Origin of the sequence: Winogradskyella eckloniae, from assembly GCF_013249045.1 — a bacterium.
Taxonomy (GTDB): domain Bacteria; phylum Bacteroidota; class Bacteroidia; order Flavobacteriales; family Flavobacteriaceae; genus Winogradskyella; species Winogradskyella eckloniae.
Genome location: NZ_JABRWP010000002.1, coordinates 88,155 through 109,297 on the forward strand (window position 1 = coordinate 88,155; position 21,143 = coordinate 109,297).

At 33.2% G+C, this 21,143-nt stretch carries 19 protein-coding genes; 13 read left to right on the forward strand and 6 right to left on the reverse strand.

Features of this window, described 5'->3' with window-relative positions; all coding sequences use genetic code 11:
- Positions 1–78: 78 nt before the first annotated feature.
- The 5 genes from ileS to HNV08_RS03350 all read left to right on the forward strand — a co-directional run bounded on the left by ileS (position 79) and on the right by HNV08_RS03350 (position 6,109).
- The gene (ileS, locus tag HNV08_RS03330; RefSeq protein ID WP_173279722.1) at positions 79–3,483 is read left to right on the forward strand and encodes an isoleucine--tRNA ligase; all 3,405 of its coding nucleotides are present in this window, start codon (positions 79–81) and stop codon (positions 3,481–3,483) included.
- 5 nt (positions 3,484–3,488) lie between these two features.
- Positions 3,489–3,869 (forward strand): TraR/DksA family transcriptional regulator, encoded by a 381-nt coding sequence (locus HNV08_RS03335; protein WP_173279723.1) that lies wholly within the window; start codon positions 3,489–3,491, stop codon positions 3,867–3,869.
- 67 nt (positions 3,870–3,936) lie between these two features.
- Positions 3,937–4,590, forward strand: coding sequence for a DUF4097 family beta strand repeat-containing protein (locus tag HNV08_RS03340; protein ID WP_173279724.1), 654 nt, complete (start codon positions 3,937–3,939; stop codon positions 4,588–4,590).
- Positions 4,591–4,596: 6 nt separating this feature from the next.
- Complete coding sequence (locus tag HNV08_RS03345) at positions 4,597–5,454, forward strand: hypothetical protein (RefSeq protein ID WP_173279725.1); 858 nt, start codon at positions 4,597–4,599, stop codon at positions 5,452–5,454.
- Positions 5,455–5,494: 40 nt separating this feature from the next.
- Positions 5,495–6,109: a lipoprotein signal peptidase gene (locus HNV08_RS03350; protein ID WP_173279726.1), complete on the forward strand. Its 615-nt coding sequence runs from the start codon at positions 5,495–5,497 to the stop codon at positions 6,107–6,109.
- 1 nt (position 6,110) lies between these two features.
- Here HNV08_RS03350 and HNV08_RS03355 read toward each other — a convergent pair whose 3' ends face one another.
- The 6 genes from HNV08_RS03355 to HNV08_RS03380 all read right to left on the reverse strand — a co-directional run bounded on the left by HNV08_RS03355 (position 6,111) and on the right by HNV08_RS03380 (position 10,623).
- Complete coding sequence (locus HNV08_RS03355) at positions 6,111–6,521, reverse strand: response regulator (protein WP_173279727.1); 411 nt, start codon at positions 6,519–6,521, stop codon at positions 6,111–6,113.
- Between the two features lie 6 nt (positions 6,522–6,527).
- A complete protein-coding gene (locus HNV08_RS03360; protein ID WP_173279729.1) occupies positions 6,528–7,655 on the reverse strand; it encodes a sensor histidine kinase in 1,128 nt (375 codons plus the stop codon).
- Between the two features lie 113 nt (positions 7,656–7,768).
- Entirely contained in the window at positions 7,769–8,332 is a 564-nt protein-coding gene (locus HNV08_RS03365; RefSeq protein WP_173279730.1) for a 5-formyltetrahydrofolate cyclo-ligase, read from the reverse strand.
- Positions 8,329–9,297, reverse strand: a complete 969-nt coding sequence (locus HNV08_RS03370) for a succinylglutamate desuccinylase/aspartoacylase family protein (RefSeq protein ID WP_173279732.1) — start codon at positions 9,295–9,297, stop codon at positions 8,329–8,331. The genes HNV08_RS03365 and HNV08_RS03370 overlap by 4 nt, the downstream gene beginning before the upstream one ends.
- 25 nt (positions 9,298–9,322) lie before the next feature.
- The gene (gene rimK / locus HNV08_RS03375; RefSeq protein WP_173279733.1) at positions 9,323–10,198 is read right to left on the reverse strand and encodes a 30S ribosomal protein S6--L-glutamate ligase; all 876 of its coding nucleotides are present in this window, start codon (positions 10,196–10,198) and stop codon (positions 9,323–9,325) included.
- Positions 10,195–10,623: an ATP-dependent zinc protease family protein gene (locus HNV08_RS03380; protein ID WP_173279735.1), complete on the reverse strand. Its 429-nt coding sequence runs from the start codon at positions 10,621–10,623 to the stop codon at positions 10,195–10,197. Before HNV08_RS03380 ends, rimK begins: the two co-directional genes overlap by 4 nt.
- A 90-nt stretch (positions 10,624–10,713) precedes the next feature.
- On the opposite strand from HNV08_RS03380, the gene uvrC reads away from it, so the two are divergent.
- From uvrC to HNV08_RS03420, 8 genes are all read left to right on the forward strand, one after another.
- Positions 10,714–12,516: an excinuclease ABC subunit UvrC gene (gene uvrC, locus HNV08_RS03385; RefSeq protein ID WP_173279737.1), complete on the forward strand. Its 1,803-nt coding sequence runs from the start codon at positions 10,714–10,716 to the stop codon at positions 12,514–12,516.
- A 70-nt stretch (positions 12,517–12,586) separates the two neighbouring features.
- A complete protein-coding gene (locus HNV08_RS03390; RefSeq protein ID WP_173279738.1) occupies positions 12,587–14,824 on the forward strand; it encodes a patatin-like phospholipase family protein in 2,238 nt (745 codons plus the stop codon).
- Between the two features lie 276 nt (positions 14,825–15,100).
- Positions 15,101–16,261 (forward strand): homogentisate 1,2-dioxygenase, encoded by a 1,161-nt coding sequence (locus HNV08_RS03395; RefSeq protein WP_173279740.1) that lies wholly within the window; start codon positions 15,101–15,103, stop codon positions 16,259–16,261.
- A gap of 10 nt (positions 16,262–16,271) precedes the next feature.
- The gene (locus tag HNV08_RS03400; protein WP_173279741.1) at positions 16,272–16,712 is read left to right on the forward strand and encodes a CCC motif membrane protein; all 441 of its coding nucleotides are present in this window, start codon (positions 16,272–16,274) and stop codon (positions 16,710–16,712) included.
- Between the two features lie 57 nt (positions 16,713–16,769).
- Positions 16,770–17,930, forward strand: a complete 1,161-nt coding sequence (gene hppD / locus HNV08_RS03405) for a 4-hydroxyphenylpyruvate dioxygenase (protein ID WP_173279743.1) — start codon at positions 16,770–16,772, stop codon at positions 17,928–17,930.
- 150 nt (positions 17,931–18,080) lie between these two features.
- The gene (locus HNV08_RS03410; protein ID WP_173279744.1) at positions 18,081–18,869 is read left to right on the forward strand and encodes a DUF3108 domain-containing protein; all 789 of its coding nucleotides are present in this window, start codon (positions 18,081–18,083) and stop codon (positions 18,867–18,869) included.
- Positions 18,870–18,882: 13 nt separating this feature from the next.
- The gene (locus HNV08_RS03415; RefSeq protein WP_173279746.1) at positions 18,883–19,815 is read left to right on the forward strand and encodes a tryptophan 2,3-dioxygenase family protein; all 933 of its coding nucleotides are present in this window, start codon (positions 18,883–18,885) and stop codon (positions 19,813–19,815) included.
- Between the two features lie 12 nt (positions 19,816–19,827).
- The gene (locus HNV08_RS03420; protein ID WP_173279747.1) at positions 19,828–21,135 is read left to right on the forward strand and encodes a peptidoglycan DD-metalloendopeptidase family protein; all 1,308 of its coding nucleotides are present in this window, start codon (positions 19,828–19,830) and stop codon (positions 21,133–21,135) included.
- Positions 21,136–21,143 lie beyond the last annotated feature (8 nt).

Below are 21,143 nucleotides of genomic sequence, written 5' to 3' on the forward strand. Positions count from 1 at the left end.
AGTAACAAATATTTATAGAAAACAATAAATGTCTTTTCAAAATTCATTATTTTCGCACCTCGAAAAGAAAACAGAATAATGAGTACAAAGTTCCCTGAATATAAAGGACTTAACTTGCCAAAGGTTGCAGAAGACATCGGTAACTATTGGGAAGCTAATAATATCTTCGATAAAAGTGTAACTACAAAAGAAGGAAAACCACCTTTCGTTTTTTTTGAAGGACCACCTTCTGCAAACGGATTACCTGGTGTACACCACGTTTTAGCACGTGCTATTAAAGATATTTTTCCACGTTACAAAACCATGAAAGGTTTTCAGGTGAAACGTAAAGCCGGTTGGGATACACATGGTTTACCAGTAGAACTTGGTGTAGAAAAAGAACTTGGTATTACCAAAGAAGATATTGGTAAAAAAATCACTGTAGAAGAATATAACGAAACTTGTAAAAAAGCCGTGATGCGTTACACTGATATTTGGAATGACCTTACCCAAAAAATGGGATATTGGGTAGATATGGACGATCCATATATTACTTACAAATCTAAATATATGGAATCTGTTTGGTGGTTACTAAAACAGATTTACGAAAAAGATTTAATCTACAAAGGTTACACTATTCAGCCCTATTCGCCAAAAGCAGGTACAGGTTTAAGTTCGCATGAGCTCAACCAGCCAGGAACATACCAAGATGTAACAGACACAACGGTTGTGGCGCAGTTTAAAGCCAATGCAGAATCGTTGCCGGATTTTCTTCAGAATGAAGGCGATATTTTCTTTTTAGCTTGGACCACAACACCTTGGACCTTACCAAGTAATACTGCTTTAACAGTTGGGCCTAAGATTGAATATGTTTTAGTAGAAACTTATAATCAGTACACTTTTAAACCTATGAATGTGGTGTTGGCTAAAAATTTAGTCAACAAACAATTCGATGGAAAATATAAACGTGTTGAAACCAAACCAGAATTAATCGAATACAAAGAAGGCGATAAAAAGATTCCTTACTTCGTCGTTAAAGATTTTGTTGGAAAAGATTTGGTGGGTATCACTTATGAACAATTATTACCATACACTTTACCAAACGACAACCCAGAAAACGCCTTTAGAGTGATTTCTGGAGATTTCGTAACGGTTGAGGACGGAACAGGTATTGTACACACTGCACCAACCTTTGGAGCAGATGATGCTATGGTAGCTAAGCAAGCTACACCAGAAGTGCCACCAATGTTGGTAAAAGATGAGAATGGAAATTTAGTACCTCTAGTTGATTTACAAGGGAAATTCAGACCAGAATTAGGCGAATTTGCTGGTAAATATGTGAAGAACGAATATTACGACGATGGTGAAGCGCCAGAACGTTCTATAGACGTTGAGCTTGCTATTAAATTAAAAACAGAAAACAAAGCCTTTAAGGTTGAAAAATATAAGCACAGTTACCCAAATTGTTGGCGAACAGACAAACCAATTCTATATTACCCATTAGATTCGTGGTTTATTAAAATCACAGATGTAAAAGGGAGAATGCACGAGCTAAATACCACGATTAACTGGAAACCTAAATCAACAGGTGAAGGACGTTTTGGTAATTGGTTAGCAAATGCAAACGACTGGAATTTATCACGTTCGCGTTTCTGGGGAATTCCATTACCAATCTGGAGAACCGAAGACGGAAAAGAGCAATTATGTATAGGTTCTGTTGCCGAATTAAAAGAAGAAATAGCTAAATCTGTTGAAGCAGGCGTCATGTCTGAAGATATTTTTGCCGACTTTGAAGTGGGTAACATGTCTGAAGAAAACTACGAAACTATTGATTTACATAAAAATGTGGTAGATAAAATCGTATTAGTTTCAGCATCAGGTAAGCCAATGAAACGCGAAAGCGATTTAATAGATGTTTGGTTCGATTCTGGCTCTATGCCTTACGCACAATGGCATTATCCATTTGAAAACAAAAATTTTATAGATAACAACGAAGCATTTCCAGCAGATTTTATTGCAGAAGGTGTAGACCAAACACGTGGTTGGTTCTATACGCTTCATGCTATCGGAACTATGGTTTTCGATTCTGTGGCTTACAAAAATGTGGTTTCAAACGGCTTAGTTTTAGATAAGAATGGACAGAAAATGTCTAAACGTTTAGGTAATGCTGTTGACCCTTTTGAAACCTTATCTAAATACGGCGCAGATGCCACACGTTGGTACATGATTAGTAATGCCAACCCTTGGGATAACTTAAAATTTGATAGCGAAGGCATTGCTGAGGTAAGCAGAAAATTCTTCGGAACTTTATATAACACCTATTCATTCTTTACGCTGTATACTAATATTGATGGTTTTAATTACGGTGAAGCAGATGTTGCTTTAGAAGAACGACCAGAAATAGACCGTTGGATTTTGTCTGAATTAAACACTTTAATTCAGAAAGTAGATGACTATTATGCACAATACGAACCAACAAAAGCTGCGAGAGCAATTTCAGACTTTACCCAAGATTATTTGAGTAACTGGTATGTACGTTTAAGCAGAAGACGTTTCTGGAAAGGCGATTACCAAGCTGATAAAATTTCGGCATACCAAACGCTTTATACCTGTATGGAAACCATCGCAAAGTTAGGCGCACCAATAGCACCTTTCTTTATGGACCGTTTGTATTTAGATTTAAATGCAGTGACTAAAAAAGAAACGTTTGAGAGTGTGCATTTAGCCGATTTTCCTGTGCCTAATACTACGTTAATTGATAAGGTGTTAGAGCGTAAAATGGAAAGTGCACAAACCATTTGTTCATTGGTACTATCGTTAAGAGCTAAGGAGAAGATTAAAGTACGTCAGCCGTTACAGAAAATTATGATTCCTGTTGATAGTCAACAACAAAAGGAAGAAATTGAAGCGGTTTCAGATTTAATAAAGCATGAGGTTAATATTAAAGATATAGAACTTTTAGAAGACGCTTCAGACATCTTAGTGAAACAAATAAAACCAAATTTTAAAGCCTTAGGCCCTAAGTTTGGTAAGGATATGAAGCTGATTGCTAGTGCAATAAGTGCTTTTACTGCAGATGATATTAAAAATATCGAGCAAAATGGTAATATTGACGTTGAAATAAACGGAAAAAATATTACTTTAGGGCTTGATGATGTGGAGATTACATCTCAAGATATTGAAGGATGGCTTGTTGCTAACGAAGGTGCATTAACTGTGGCTTTAGATGTTACAATCAATGAAGATTTACGTAAAGAAGGGATTGCTCGTGAGCTCGTAAACCGTATTCAAAACTTACGTAAAGATTCAGGATTTGAGGTTACAGACAGAATTGACGTACAAATTCAGAATGATTCACAGGTAGCGGCAGCAATTGTTTCAAATGAAACTTATATTAAATCAGAAACATTAACTGAAGATTTAAAAATTATGGACACAATAGATAATGGTATAGAAATTGCTTTTGATGATGTAAATACCAAATTATTTATTAAAAAACATTAAAAACTATGGCAACAGATACAACAAGTAGATATTCGGATAAAGACTTAGAAGAATTTAGAGCAATTGTTCAAGAAAAGATTAAAAAGGCTGAGCACGATTTAGAATTAATTAAAAGTGCATATATGAACGATCATAATAACGGTACTGATGATACATCGCCTACGTTTAAAGCTTTTGAAGAAGGAAGTGCAACGATGAGTAAAGAAGCGAACTCGGCTTTGGCTATTCGTCAAGAGAAGTTTATAAGAGACTTAAAGAATGCACTAATCCGTATTGAAAACAAAACATATGGTGTTTGCCGTGTCACTGGTAAATTAATTAAAAAAGAACGTTTAAAATTAGTACCTCATGCAACCTTAAGCATTGAAGCTAAGAATATGCAGTAACTAATCACTGCGACTTGTGCTGAACTTGTTTCAGTAAAGCAGAAATCTCTTTAATTGAGGACTTATTTTGTATACAAAAGAAACTATAAAGCCATGGACTATTAATGTCATGGCTTTTTTTGTGTTTTTTATTTTGAGTCTAACAACTGTAGATGCTCAGAATGTTATAGAAAAGACTATACAATCAGATGGTATTGCATCCATTTCTATTAATGGGAATGACATTTTTAAGATTTCTGTTGCTACTTCAGAAACGGATAAAATTAAGGTAACTTCAACGTTAGATGGCGAGTACCAAAACGATTTTCAGATTGTTGTAAAAGAAGAAAAATCTATTTTAAAGCTAAGCTTAGAGCACGTATCCTTAGAGGAAATACCAGATGATAAACGTAATGCGCATAAAGTCATTGCGGCCACGTTGCATATTGAAATTCCTGATTCTCTTAATGTAAATATTCTTAGTGATATTGGTTCTGTGAACTTATTAGGCACTTTTAATGCACTTAATGTTGAATTATCACGTGGACAATGCCATATAAAAGGAAAAGTTAAAACGGCAACTGTGAATACGTTAGACGGAAATATTCACGTTAGTACTAATAGTGCTACAATTGAAGCAAATTCTAATCATGGAGAAATAGAACTAGATGAATTTTCTAATACAATTTCTAATTGGACATTGACTTCAATTCATGGTGATATTACAGTAATAAATAGCTAATTATATATGAGAAACTTAATATTAACTTTTTTATTAATACTAATAAGTTTCTCAACAAATGCCCAAGCCAACGATACCGAAGCCGCCTTGTACAATGTAGGTTTTGGAGCTGTATTTGGTACAGTAGGAGCAATCATCAACAAATCTCCAGACGAACCTTTAGGTAAGGTGATTAAAAAATCCTTATGGCAAGGTGCTTTAGGTGGATATATTACTTTTGAGAGCAAACGTATTTTAAGAGAAGCGAGAAGACAAGAACAATGGGAATATTTTTGGGCTGCAAAATTGGTAAACGCGGCAGGCACTTCTATTAAAGAAAACGCAGCACTAAACAAAGATTTCTATGACAAATGGCACTTAAATATTGGTTTTAGTAGACTAGAATTTAATACAAAGGATGAGTTCTCTGTAAAGTATAAATTGATGCCTGTGGCATTTGTTTATAATATTGATGCACTTTTTAGATATAAATTTGAAATAGGTCAAAGTCTAAGAATTGGAGAGTTTGTGTATTCAATTAGGGAATTGGAAAACGGGTATTACGATGATGTTCGAGCTTCTGCTAGTGCTGGCTATATGGTTTTTAGTAAATCATATTTAAATCAAATAGATGATAATGTTCACGAAGTAATTCACTTATATCAATCTAATGATTTTTCTGTTTTTAATACTTACATTAATAAACCTTTGGCACAATGGTCTATAAAAAACAAGTCAGTTAATTGGTTAAATGAACATTTGTATACAGAATATCATTATTTAATTTTAAGACCACTTTATATATTTGAGACAAATAATGCTAATAGGTATTACAATAATTTCTTTGAGCACGAGGCTGGTTATTTTGGTGGCACATTACACTAGTTCTAAATATAATCCTATTTTTGTTTTTCAAATTTTTTAGATGTCCATAAAAAAAGCCTCTATTCTCATCGTTTTAATTCTCTTGATTGATCAAATCAGTAAGATCTACATCAAAACCCATTTTCAGTTAGGAGAAGATGTCACTGTGTTTTCATGGTTTCATATTGCCTTTATTGAAAACGATGGTATGGCTTGGGGAACTAAATTGAGTGATTTCACTACCTTAATTTCAGACCGTTCTGCAAAGCTTATTTTAACTTTATTTAGAATTGTGGCTGTAACAGGTATTGCCTTTTGGTTAGTGGATGTTATAAAAAAGCAAAAATCTAAAACTTTAATATTTGCTATTTCTATAATATTTGCAGGTGCTTTAGGTAATATATTAGATTCTGTGATTTATGGTGTCATATTTAGTGATAGTGTAATGCAAGTGGCTACATTTTTTCCAGAAGGTGGTGGTTATGAAAGTGTGTTTCATGGTAATGTTGTGGATATGCTATATTTTCCGCTTTGGAGTGGTGTTTTACCAGAATGGTTACCGCTTATAGGAGGTAAATATTTTTCGTTTTTTGATCCTGTTTTTAACGTTGCAGACGTTGCTATAAGTACAGGTATAGGTATGTTGTTGGTCTTTAATAAAAGAGCATTTAAATAAATTAAGCTGTTTTATTAAATACAGCTTCTAACTCATCAATTTTAACCGGTTTAATAAGATAGTTTTGAACGGTTGATAATGATTTAGCTTTGTCAATATCTATAGCGTTTATTGAAGAACTTACCACGTAGAGCGTAATTGGGTTGTTAAATTTATTTTTAATTTTAGTAAAACGCTCTAAAAATTCCCAGCCATCCATAATTGGCATATTAAGATCGAGTAAGATAACTTCTGGTATTTGTTCTTCTTCAAAATTTTGAAGTAAGGTTTCAAAATAATCTATACCTTCTTTTCCGTCTTTAAATATGAGTAAATGATCACATAGCTTTTTGGTTTCAATGATTTTTTTTACCAAATTCACGTAGATTTTATCATCATCTATGATACAGGCTAGTTTTATTTTATTCTTCATGTTGGTTTAAAATTTTATGGTAAATGTTGTCCCAATATTTGGTTCGCTTTCTACTTGTATTTCGCCATTTAAGGATTCAATTTGGTTTTTGGTAATAAACAGACCAATACCTCTAGCATCTGCATTATAATGAAACGTTTTATACATGCCAAAAAGTTTGCTTCCAAATTTTTCCATATCTATTCCAGAGCCATTGTCACTGATTTTTAACACAATACGATCATTGTTTTTATAATCTAATGATGTAGAAATAGTAATAATAGGGTCTCTGTCTTTGTGTTTGTATTTTATAGCATTAGTGATCAAATTTAATAAAATACTATCTAAATATGCAGGAATATAATGAATGGATTCTGCTTTGCTAAAATCTGAATTTATAGTGGCCCTATTTGTATCTATAATTTGATTAATTGAGGTCGTAACCTGCTCTAAAGTGGTAGAAAAACTCACATCCTCCTTGTGTTGGTTAGAATTGGTCTGAATAGTTACAACTTCATTTAAATGTTCTATAGTCGTATTTAAACTATCAGAGACATTTTTAATATTATCCAGGAGTTCTAATTTTTCTTCTACAGTGTTTAATTCATTGATGAGACGTACTATTAAAGTTAAATTACTAGAATGTGATCTTAGATTGTGCGAAACAATATGTGCAAAATTGAACAATCTTGAGTTTTGAGAGGCGACAATATCTGATGTTTTTTCTAAATTTATTTCTTTTTGTTTTATATCGTCTATATCTTGAAAAACACCTCTAACGCCAATAATTTTCTCTTCGCTGTTGTAAACAGGTTTTCCTATGACTCTTGCCCAAAATTTTCTATTATTGGCCGTGATCATAATGATTTCTACATCAAACGGAATACCAGAAATGCCACACTCAAAAAATGTATTTGCTATAAAAGCTTGGTGTTCTTTGGCATATAAAGACTTGGCCATTCTTAAAGAAGGCACAAACTCTAACGGAAATTCTAATATGCTTCTGGTAATGTCATCCCAATAGCTTTTTTTATTTTCAAAATCTATGTACCAACTTCCTGTAGATGTCATCAATGCAGATTCTCTGTAATAAAAATTATCTTCTTCTAATTTTTCACTAGAAATAATATGTTGTTTTGTATTAGATTCTGTCATAGTAATAGTACTTGCAACCCTTAGAGTAGACTCTGAAAATTAATTCATTGAGTTTGCAATATATGAAAATTTTACTTTTTATCTAATTTTATTGCATTTCAACGATAAAAAATTCAGAATTTGTAAATTTGATCTGGTGTGACACAGAAATCTAGCCTAACATCGTTTTCTGAATGGTCGGTAATATGGTCTTCTGCATTGAAGAAAGAGAGCCCTATTTTAATGGTTTCTGGTTGGCATTGGCCTAAAAACCTATCGTAGAAGCCTTTGCCATATCCTACTCTGTTTCCTAGTGTATCAAAGGCTAATAAAGGAATAAAAACCACTTCTAATTGGGAAGATTCAATTTTGATACCATCTAAAGGTTCTGGTATATTGTAATGATTTTTTTTAATGGTTGTATTATCGGTTAGTAAAACGTGATCCATACTGAAATCATCAAAATTACTTTTAGAAATAACAATGTGTTTGTCTTTGCCAGATAATATATTGAGAATAAAATCGGTGTTAATTTCCTTTTGTTCTTCTATGGTTAGAAAAATATGGTAGAAGGATTTGTGCCAAATGTCTAAACGTAATAATTGATTGGCAATAGCCATACTGTTGTCATCAATTTGATTATCGTTTAACGCTTGTCTAAGCGTTTTGTATTTGGTTCTTAATTCTTGTTTTGTCACTTTTTTACTTTTGTAGAAATATGAAAAATAGCATCACCTTGATAGATTATTGGCGATTCATTAATATTAAAAACATAGCCATCGTTTGGTGCTTTTACAAAGTGATTAAAACTTCCATAAGGATCTGTAATATTTCCTAAAACATCCCCTTTTTTAACCTCTGAATTTATAAGTGCTGTAGCCTTAAACATTCCAGAATATTTTGCTCTTATCCACTTGCTTTCTGTAATATAAATACAAGGTTGTTTAGATTCTGACACCTTGAATCTTCGGTTGAGCATTTCGAGATGATGTAAAACACGTTTAACACCGTTGACACCTGTATTAGTAATGGTGTTGTCTATGTTAAAAGATTTGCCTCCTTCAAACAATAAAATAGGGATTCCTAATTTGTGACAAGTGTTTCTAAAGGATTTATTAAGGTTTTTTGAGTAAAAAATAAAAGGTGCACCAAAGACCTTTGCTAATTCGTTTAAAGTTTTTTCGTTTTTAATAATTCGTATTTGTGCAGCATTAAAGCGATCTGCGCCACCAGTATGAAAATCCATAACCAAGTCGGCATGTGGTAAAATTTCTGTGACTAATTTAAATGCCACTCTACTCGCTAAAGAACCACCTCTAATACCAGGAAAAACACGATTAAGATCACGTCCGTCAGGAAATTCGCGATTCATATTTAAAAACCCAAATACGTTAATAACAGGCACACAGATAATTGTTCCTTTTTTGGGTTTATTGATACCTTTAGAAATGATTTGACGTACAATTTCTACACCATTAACTTCGTCTCCATGGATTCCTGCTGTGATTAAAACGGTTGGTCCAGGTTTTTTAGAACGTTCTATAATTACCGGAACGTCAATAGTATTTTGCGTGTGTAGTTTTGCAACGTTAAAACTAACCTGAGCACTTTCTCCTAGTGCTACTTCTGTTCCTAATATGTGAAGTATATCTTTATTGCTCATGGTTATTTATTGACCTGCATTAATTTTACGATTTGCTACGTTCTATAAAGGTAATTATGGCTCTAGCAATGTTTTTGTGCGTGGCACCTTCAATACCTTCTAGTCCTGGTGTAGAATTTACTTCGAGCAATAGTGGTCCACGAGAAGATTGTAACATATCTACACCACAAACAGGCAGTTTTAAAACCTTTGCAGCATGCATAGCTAACTTTAACTCATCTTGATTTAGTTTAATAATATTAGCAGAACCACCACGATGTAAATTAGATCTAAATTCACCTTTTTTTCCTTGGCGTTTCATAGCACCAACGACTTGGCCATCTACAACTAAAGCTCTTAAATCTGCACCATTGGCTTCTTTTATAAATTCTTGGACTATAACACGTGCTTGCAAACCATTAAAGGCTTCTAAAACAGATTCTGCTGCGTTTTTAGTTTCGGCCAAAACAACACCAAGACCTTGTGTGCCTTCTAGTAGTTTAATGATTACTGGTGTGCCACCAACATGTTCTATCACTTCTTCGACATCTCTTGAGTAATTTGTAAATACGGTTTTTGGCATCCCAATACCAGCTTTACTTAAGCGTTGTAAGCTTTTTAGTTTGTCTCTAGATCTTAATATAGCTTCGGAAGAGGCAATGGTAAAAACGCCCATTTCTTCAAATTGTCTTACTACGGCACAGCCGTAAAACGTTACAGAAGCACCTATTCTTGGGATAATGGCGTCTACATAATCGAGATAACGGTCTCTGTAATAAATTGAAGGTTTTTCCTTTTCAATGATAATATCACATTTTAAGGGATCAATGATTTCAACGGAATGGCCTCTGTTTTCGGCTTCTTCAACAAGGCGCTTTGTAGAGTATAGGTCAGGGTTTCTTGAAAGAATTACTAAGTTCATTTCGTATTACGTTGTTTAAAGGATTGGTTATCTAAATCTACATCAACCATAAATTTGTTTTTTAAAAATTGACGACCAATAAGCACAGGAAACTTCATGTCGTCTCTAGTGCTTAAAGTTAAGTTAATCTTATACGTTTTTCCAAAGAATACGACGGTTGTTTTAATTTTATATCGGTTTTCTTTATTTCCATTACTGCTTTTTACATCAGTATAAGAATAGGTATCAAAAACAACTTCTTCACTTTTAAAGTTGGGATGGCCTTTGCTCTCAAAAACGCAGAAAAGTTGCCCTTCAGATTCTTTTATTTGAGAACAATGTATCGCAGATGTATAAGCACCAGTATCTATTTTAACGTCTATATTGCTAAGTTGCAAATCCGGAAAATTGACTCTATCAATACGTCCTAGGATTTTTTTTGTCATAAATTAAATATTTAAAAAATGAGGCGCAAGATATAATAACTTTAAAGACTAGTTATGCTTAACTTATAACTTTTATTTACCTTTGATTATATGCCAGATTCTTCATTAGAAATACAAATAAAAACCTTACCTCATCAACCTGGTGTTTATCAATATTTTGATGCAAATGAGCGTATAATCTATGTTGGTAAAGCTAAAGATATAAAAAAGCGAGTTAGCAGTTATTTTAACAAACACCATGATAATGGTAAAACACGCGTGTTGGTAAAAAATATTGTATCGGTAAAGCATATCGTGGTGGATACCGAAAGTGATGCTCTGTTATTAGAGAATAATCTTATAAAAAAATACAGACCAAAGTATAACGTTTTATTAAAAGATGATAAATCTTACCCTTGGATTTGTATAAAAAAGGAGCGTTTTCCAAGAGTATTTCCAACACGACGTATTATAAAAGATGGGTCGTCATATTTTGGGCCATATACAAGTATGAAAACCGTAAAAACCCTTTTAGGCTTAATTAAGGGGTTGTATCAATTACGCACCTGTAATTACGATCTGTCTGAAGCAAAAATTGAAGCAGATAAGTATAAAGTGTGTTTAGAATATCACCTAGGCAACTGCAAAGGTGCGTGCGAAGGTTATGAAACAGAGGAAGAATACGAGGCTAATGTCATTGCAATTAGAGAAATTTTAAAAGGCAATTTTAAAGATTCTTTGCAGCAATTTAAAATTCAGATGCGCCAACATGCCGAAGCGATGCAGTTTGAAGATGCTCAAAAAATAAAAGAAAAACTTGAAGTTTTAGAAAACTACCAAGCTAAGTCTACAATTATTAATCCTAAGATTAGTAATGTAGATGTGTTCTCTATTGTCAGTGATGAAACCTATGCTTATGTAAATTTTTTACAAATAAGTTATGGCTCCATAATAAGGTCGCATACCTTAGAATTGAAGAAAAAATTACAAGAATCTGATGCGGAACTGTTAGAATTGGCAATCATTGAAATTAGACAACGATTTGATTCTACATCTAAAGAGGTTTATGTACCGTTTAAAGTACATTTAGGTGATGGTATAAAAATCACAGTACCAAAACTTGGAGATAAAAAGCGTATTTTAGATTTATCACTCCGAAATGCCAAATATTTTAGGATGGATAAATTTAAGCAGGTAAAACTTGTAGATCCAGATCGCCATGCTAATAGAATAATGGCACAGATGAAAGCCGATTTGCGTTTGTCTGAAGAGCCTAGACATATAGAATGTTTTGATAACTCAAATATACAAGGTACAAATCCAGTAGCTGCTTGTGTGGTGTTTAAAAACGGCAAACCAAGTAAAAAGGATTATCGTAATTTTAATATAAAAACAGTAGAGGGTCCAGATGATTTTGCATCCATGGAAGAAGTGGTGTATAGACGTTATAAGCGTTTACTAGAAGAAGAACAGCCTTTGCCTCAACTTATTATAATTGATGGAGGAAAAGGTCAATTATCTTCAGCATTAAAAAGTTTAGATGTATTAGGATTGCGCGGAAAAATTGCAATTATAGGTATTGCCAAACGATTAGAAGAGTTGTTTTATCCAGATGATCCTATTCCTTTATATTTAGATAAAAAAAGTGAAACGTTAAAGATTATACAACAATTAAGGAATGAAGCGCATCGTTTTGGGATAGAACATCACAGAAACCGACGGAGTAAAGGAGCTTTAACCACAGAGTTAGAAAACATACAAGGTGTTGGCGAGCAAACTATTATAGATTTAATGAAGCAATTTAAAACCGTAAAACGAATTGCTAACGCAAAATTAGATGAGCTTGAAGCCGTAGTTGGTGTTTCTAGAGCGAGTAAGGTTTATAATTTTTATCATAAAGAGGAGTTAAATTAAAACCAATGGTATTCGTAATAAATTTTTTAAAACACTCATGTTGAAAATGGTATCATCAGAATTGTAATTTATGAAAAAAAGATATTTCATATTATGTAGTGTATTACTAACGTTTTTACCAATAGTAGCACAGGTTTCTGAAGAGCAACACCAGCCCAAAGTGGGATTGGTGTTAAGTGGTGGTGGTGCAAAAGGATTTGCTCATATAGGTGTGCTTAAAGTTATGGATAGTTTAGGGTTAAAGGTAGATTATATTGCTGGTACAAGTATGGGTGCTATCATTGGTTCTTTGTATGCGTCTGGATATTCTGGAGCGCAATTAGAGAAAATGTTTGAAGCTCAGAATTTTGATGAGTTAATCAATGATAAATTTCCTAGAGGTTCTAAATCATTTTATGAGAGAGAAAATGCTGAAAAATATGCCGTGACCTTACCCTTCGATAAATTAAAAATTAGTTTACCATCTGCGTTATCGCGAGGTCAAAATGTGTATAATTTATTGTATCAACTTATGATGCCTGTTAATCAAAACAAGGATTTTAGCAAATTACCAATTCCGTTTTTTTGTATGGCTACAGATGTAGAAACAGGAGAGTCTTTATTGTTAGATAAGGGTAATTTAGCAGAAGCGGTAACGGCTAGTGCTGCATTGCCGTCATTGTTTCAGCCTGTAATAATAAATGGTAGAATTCTAGTAGATGGTGGTGTTACTAATAATTATCCTGTACAAGAATTGCGAGATAAAGGTATGGATGTAATAATAGGTGTAGACGTGCAAGATGCCTTAAAGGATCGTGAGGCGCTAAAATCTGCACCAGATATATTACTCCAAATTAATAACTTTAGAACCATAAATTCGATGAAATCAAAATTGGTTTTAACAGATGTTTATATAAAACCAGACATTTCGGACTACTCAGTTGTGTCGTTTGACAAAGGCACCGATATTATTGCGAATGGAGAATTAGCGGCTAGAAACCAACTTACCGAATTAAATAACTTAAAAACCAAGCAACATCATATAAAAAAGCAAGCTCATCTTACAGTTTTTGATAGTTTAACTATAAAAAATGTGGATATAAAAGGCAACTCAAAATATACCAGATCTTATCTGTTAGGGAAGTTAAAATTAAAAGGTGAAGAGAAAATAGCGTATTCAGATTTTAGACGTGGTATAAATAGTTTAATTGCTACCAATAACTTTGACGCCTTTAGATATCATTTAACACCAACAGACCAAGGGACTAAATTTAATTTAGTCGGCGAAGTAACTGAATCTGAAATTACGACCTTTCTAAGGTTGGGTATTCATTTCGATGAGTTATATAAAAGTGCAATTTTAGCGAATATTACAAAAAAGAAGTTGTTATTTAATAATGATATTGCTTCCTTAGATATCATACTTGGAGATAATTCGAGATATAATTTTGATTATTTTATAGACAAAGGTTATTATATAAGTTTAGGTGCAAAATCTTCGTATAATCAATTTCATAAAAGCATAAGTCCATCTTTAGCCTTGGAAGAAGACTCGTCATTGTTGGTGGGCGTTAATAAGTTAGATGCAGAAGTTGCAGATTTAACGAATCAGGTGTATCTACAAACCATTTTTCAAAAAGATTTTGCATTGCGATTAGGAGGAGAGCATCGTCGTTTTAAGATTACCTCAGAAACAATTATTGAAGATGAATTAGAAGATGAAATAACTTTTGATAATACGAACTATTTTAGTGTTTATGGAAATTTAATATATGATGATTTTGATAATGCTCATTTTCCAAAAAGTGGTTTTTATGTAAATGCAGATTTTCATTTATACCTAAACGCTACAGGATTTAATACTGATTTTGATGGATTTTCTATAGCGAAAGCAGATTTTGGTTATGCCTTCAGTTTTAACGATAAGTTAGCTTTAAAAACGGAAGCCAATGGTGGTTTTAAAATAGGAAGTAAATCTACCAATACTTTAGATTTTGCGTTTGGAGGTTATGGAGCTAATTTTTTAAGTAATTTTTATTCGTTTTATGGTTATGATTTTATATCGATCATTGGTAACAGTTTTGTAAAATCTACCTTTACCTTAGATTACGAGTTTCATAAAGGGCATCATATCCTTGGTGCAGCTAATTTTGCTAATATAGATGATGATTTGTTTGAAACAGGTCAGTTTTTCTCATCACCAGATTATACAGGTTACGCGTTAGGCTACTCCTTAGAAACTTTTATAGGGCCTTTAGAAGGTAAGTTTTCTTATTCACCAGATACAGGAGATAGTTATTGGTACTTTAATCTTGGATTTTGGTTTTGATTTAAATTCGCTGTTACCCCTTTTATCTCGTTTCAATATCTCAAATAATTTTTCGATATTTGTAGAACATGAAACCATTCTGGCAAAACATAAAACTACACTTACACTTCCTTATTAAGAGGAATCCAGAATGACATTTATGTCATACTGAACTTGTTTCGGTATCTTTTTAAATAATTTTTACCATTTTTTGTACCTTTAGATGTAGCCTATAGTTAACTGCAAATTACCACAGTTAATAATAAGCTCAACTTTTGAACTTAAAACAAAAAGCAAATGCCATTCTATCATAAATTAGGGAAAATTCCACCAAAACGCCACACGCAGTTTAAAAAACCAAACGGCGATTTTTATTACGAGCAATTGTTCGGTACCATCGGTTTTGACGGTATGTCTACCAACAGTTACCACGAGCAACGCCCAACACAAGTAAAAGACATAATAAAACAATATAGTGTTGCACCTAAAATTGCGAAAGCAAACAATATGCAATCCTATCGTTTACATGGTTTTAAAACAAAGCCAGAAAACGATTATTTAGAGAGTAGAAAAATCGTCCTCACTAACAGTGATTGTCATATTATTTTGGCCGCACCAAAAGAATCGACACGAGATTATTTTTATAAAAATACAGATGCAGATGAATTAATTTTTATTCATAAAGGCACAGGGAAATTACGAACACACTTAGGAAACTTAGATTTTAAATATGGCGATTATCTTTTAGTGCCAAGAGGTGTCATTTATAAACTCGATTTTGATACAGAAGACAACCGACTCTTTATTGTAGAATCTCGAAGACCTATTTATACACCAAAACGCTACCGAAACTGGTTTGGTCAGTTGCTAGAACATTCGCCATTTTGTGAGCGCGATTTACGTCAGCCACAAGAGCTAGAAACGTATAATGAATCTGGAGAATTTTTAATTAAAATAAAAAAACAAGGCGATATTTTTGATATGGTTTATGCCTCGCATCCTTTTGATGTGGTGGGTTATGACGGTTATAATTATCCATATGCTTTTTCAATTCACGATTTCGAACCCATAACAGGTCGTGTGCATCAACCACCACCTGTGCATCAAACTTTTGAAACTGATGCGTTTGTAGTCTGTAGTTTTGTGCCAAGGTTATATGATTATCATCCATTAGCTGTGCCAGCACCTTACAACCATAGTAATATAGATAGTGATGAGGTATTGTATTACGTAGATGGCGATTTTATGAGCAGAAACGATATAGCAGCTGGTCATATTTCGTTGCATCCAGCAGGTATTCCTCATGGTCCACATCCAGGCGCTATGGAACGTAGTATTGGTAAAGTAAAAACAGACGAATTGGCTGTAATGGTAGATACGTTTAAACCATTGCAAGTCACAGAAGAGGCAATGAAAATTGCAGATGAGGATTATTATAAGTCTTGGTTAGAGCACTAATAGAAGTAATATGAATAGAAATAAATTATCAGCAGATCCATTATCTCTTATTTTAGGTGTATTGTCATTGATTATTGGTTTAGTGGGTTGCTGTTGTTATGGTGTAACGGCAATTGTTCCGCTAGTTATGGCAATAATTGGGTTGGTGACTGCTAATAAAAGTATTAGAGATTTTCATAATAATCCTGAAGCTTATGATCCGCAATCACTAAGCAATGTTAATACAGCCAAAATCTTAAATATAATAGCGGTTATTTTAAACGGAATAATTTTTCTTGTTGCTTTTGCAGCATTAATTTTTTACGGAACCATTATATCTTCAGCCGTGTTAGATGGTATTAGGAATGGAAATTATGAAGAAGATGATTTTCATTATGAATACGAATCAGATAGTATTGAAGATTGGGAGGAAGACGATTACATTATAGAATCTGAAGTAGATTCTATATAATAGATTAAAAAGCTAATAAGATAATTAAAAAGCATATAATTTTTAAAATATAAAATTATGACTAAAAAAATAGAAAACGTTAACTACGGTTTAGAAAAAATATTTGAAGACGCTCAAGATTTTTTGCCGCTTTTAGGGACAGATTATGTAGAGTTTTATGTTGGTAATGCCAAGCAATCTGCACATTTTTATAAAACCGCATTTGGTTTTCAGTCGTATGCTTATAAAGGGTTGGAGACAGGTTCTACGGATTCGGTAAGCTATGTCTTAAAGCAAGATAAAATACGATTAGTGCTTACAACACCTTTAAATAGTAAATCGGAAATTAACAAGCACATCGTTAAGCATGGTGATGGCGTAAAAGTAGTTGCACTTTGGGTAGAAGATGCACGTAAATCTTATGAAGAAACTACAAAAAGAGGTGCAAAATCGTATATGGAACCTACTGTAGAAAAAGACGAATTTGGTGAAGTCGTTAGAGCAGGCATCTATACCTATGGAGAAACAGTACATATGTTTGTGGAGCGTAAAAACTACAACGGTACATTTATGCCAGGTTTTGTAGCGTGGAAAAGTGATTACAATCCGGAACCAGCAGGTTTAAAATACATTGACCATATGGTTGGTAATGTAGGTTGGGGAGAAATGAATACTTGGGTAAAATGGTATGAAGATGTTATGGGCTTTGTGAATTTCTTATCCTTTGATGACAAGCAGATTCATACAGAGTATTCAGCTTTGATGAGTAAGGTAATGAGTAATGGAAATGGCCGAATTAAATTTCCAATTAACGAACCAGCAGAAGGTAAAAAACGTTCTCAAATTGAAGAATATTTAGACTTTTACGAAGGCGCAGGAGTGCAGCATATCGCTATAGCAACAGATGATATCATCACAACAGTTTCGCAATTAAAATCTAGAGGTGTTGAGTTTTTATCTACACCTCCAGAAGAATATTACAGGGCTGTACCAGGTCGTTTAGAAGAGCATAGTCATGCATTAAGAGAAGATATCGAAACCTTAAAAGGCCTAGGTATTATGATAGATGCTGATGAAGAAGGATACTTACTTCAAATATTTACAAAACCAGTAGAAGACAGGCCAACCTTATTTTTTGAGATTATTCAAAGAATGGGAGCACGTGGTTTTGGTGCTGGTAATTTTAAAGCGTTGTTTGAGTCTATAGAACGTGAGCAAGCTAAAAGAGGAACGCTTTAGGCAAGTAAAAATATACTGTAGTTAGATTTAAAAATCAGACTAAGGTTCTTTTTAGATTTTGCCCATTGTAATATTTGGAATAGTAATTGTATTTAAGATAATTGTAACACAAAAAATGCGTTACATTAATTATATTTACAACTTATTATTATGAAACATATTTTTACAATCATATTATTACTTGTTGGGTTTCAGGCCTCCAATGTTGAAAAAGAATCTGCGTTTCAGGATGGAGAATGGTTTAAGTTTGAAATGAGTTATAGTGGCTTTGTTAAAGCAGGTAATGCAACATTGTCAATTAAAGAAGCAAATTTAGAAGGACGAGAAGTATATCACGTTGTCGGAAAAGGATGGACAACAGGTGCAATAAAATGGTTTTTTAAAGTCAAAGATCGTTACGAAAGTTATTTTGATAAAGAATCAGGTGTGCCATACAAATTCATTCGAAAAATAGATGAAGGCGGTCATACGAAGGATATTGAAATAAATTTTGACCATGCAAATCAAAAGGCTGAAGTACATAATAAAAAACATAAAAAAGTCACTACAGTAACCACAGAGCAAGATGTTCAAGATATGGTGTCTATGTATTATTACCTAAGAAATGAGATTGATACCGAAGCTTTAAAGAAAGGTGATGAAATTAAAACGAACATGTTTTTTGATGAAGAAAACTATGGTTTTAAGCTTAAATTTTTAGGGAGAGAAACCATAGAAGTTGATGTAAATGGTTCGGACGTTAAAGTAAAGACGCTTAAATTTAGACCATATGTCATGGCAGGACGCGTTTTTAAAGAAGAAGAAAGCTTAACCCTATGGGTAAGTGCAGATAAAAATAAAATTCCATTAAAAATTAAAGCAGATTTAGCTGTAGGTTCACTACGCGCAGATTTAGTGGAGTTTAAAGGATTAAAACATTCTTTTCAAATAGAATTCTAAGATTAATTAGTTTATGGCAGACCAACCTAACTATGATGAGGTTATAAAAGCACTTCAAGAGAAGTACGATAAGATAGATCAAGATACTGACGACCATTTATATGGTTTATTATATAGCAAACCCATTACTTACTGGGATTATATCCAAACGGATGCGTTATTAAACCTTCAAATACAACGTACCACATTACCAGATGAAATGGTGTTTATAGCCTATCATCAAATTAATGAACTAATCTTTAAGATGATTCTATGGGAAATTTCTCAAGTAGCAGAAAAAGAAGATTTAGATGTTACTTTTTTTGAAGGAAAACTTATGCGTATTAGTCGTTATTTTGACATGTTGTCAACCTCTTTTAATATTATGAGAGAAGGTATGGAAGTAGAGCAGTATATGAAATTTAGATATACGCTAACACCTGCTAGTGGTTTTCAAAGTGCGCAATATAGGCTTGTAGAATTTGCTTCTACAGAATTGATTAATTTAATAGATTACAGGTTTAGAAAAGACATAGATAGAAATACACCATTTGTTCATGCTTTTGAGCATTTATATTGGCAAGCTGCAGGGAAAGACCATAAAACAGGTAAAAAATCTACGTTATTGGTTAATTTTGAAAAACGTTATAAAGATGAGTTTCTAAGGTTTATGGAAACTTACAATAACAAAAATCTTTGGACACGTTTTAAGGAGCTTCCAGAAAAAGATCAAAAAGACAAAGAGCTAGTAAAAGCGATGCGTCATTATGATTATACGGTTAATGTCTCATGGGTAATGTGCCATTATAATGCAGCAGTGCATTACATAGAAAGCGGTATAGGCGACGGAGAAGCTACAGGAGGAAGTGACTGGAAAAAATACATGCATCCAAAATATCAGAAACGTATATTCTTTCCAGAATTATGGAGTGCAGACGAAATTAAAAATTGGGGAAATAATTTATAATTAGCTAAATTAATGCGGTTAAAACCACTAGTAGTAATTGCCATAGCGGCTATAAGTATCATTGCTTGTAAAGAGGACAACTCAGCTGAAGAAGCCTATAATAAAGAGCTTGCAGAAATTGTAGAAGAAGAAAAAATTCTTGAGTTTGGCTTTGATATCAATAATTACATTGTAAAACGAGATACCATACAAAAAGGGGATAGTTTTGGTGAAATTTTGCAACGAAATAATATTGGTTATCCCGATATTTTTCAAATTGCAGAAGGCACTAAAGATACTTTTGATATAAGAAAACTGCATCCAGGTAAACCATATACCTTACTGTTTTCAAAAGAATCGGAAAAAGATAGTCTTCCAAGTCCTAAAACATTTATATACCAAACAGATCCTGTGAATTATGTGGTTATAAATTTAAAGGATTCTATATATGCCTATACAAATAAAAAACCTGTAACTTTTATTGAGAAAACAGCAACAGGTGTCATTGAGAGCAGTATTTCTAAAACATTAGAAGATAAAGGACTAAGTCAGAAATTAGCCTATAAGATGGCGGACGAAATCTATGCGTGGACCATAGATTTTAGAAGACTGCAAAAAGGAGATCGCTTTAAGGTAATCTATACAGATAAATATATTGACGATACCATTTATGCAGGTGTTCATAATGTAAAGGCTGCTTATTTTGAGCATAATAATGATTCTTTATATGCCTTTGAATTTGAAACAGATCCAGAAAAAGGAATTGTTGATTACTTCAATGAAGATGCTAAAAACTTACGTCGTGCGTTTTTAAAAGCACCAGTTCAATTTAGTAGAATATCGTCACGCTATAATCTAAAACGACGTATTGCAGTTTATGGGTACAAGGTTCGTCCGCATAAAGGAACCGATTTTGCAGCTCCAGTAGGTACGCCAATCATGGCAACAGCTAATGGTACGGTTATAGAATCTACACGACGAGGTGGTAATGGAAAATATGTAAAAATTAGACATAATGATACTTATACTACGCAATACCTCCATATGAGTAAACGATTAGTTAAAAAAGGAGATTATGTAAAGCAAGGTGATATCATTGGTAAAGTAGGAATGACAGGCAATACAGGTGGTCCACATGTGTGTTATCGCTTCTGGAAAAACGGTAAACAGGTAGATCCCTTTAAGCAAAAACTACCAGAAGCAAAGCCAATTTCAGACAGTTTAAAGATAAAATACCTTGAATACGTGAAGCCTATAAAACAACGATTAGATAATATCTTCTTTTTAGAGGCAGAACCAAAAGACATAGAAAACACAATAACGGAAGATCCGATTTTATAACAGAAGAC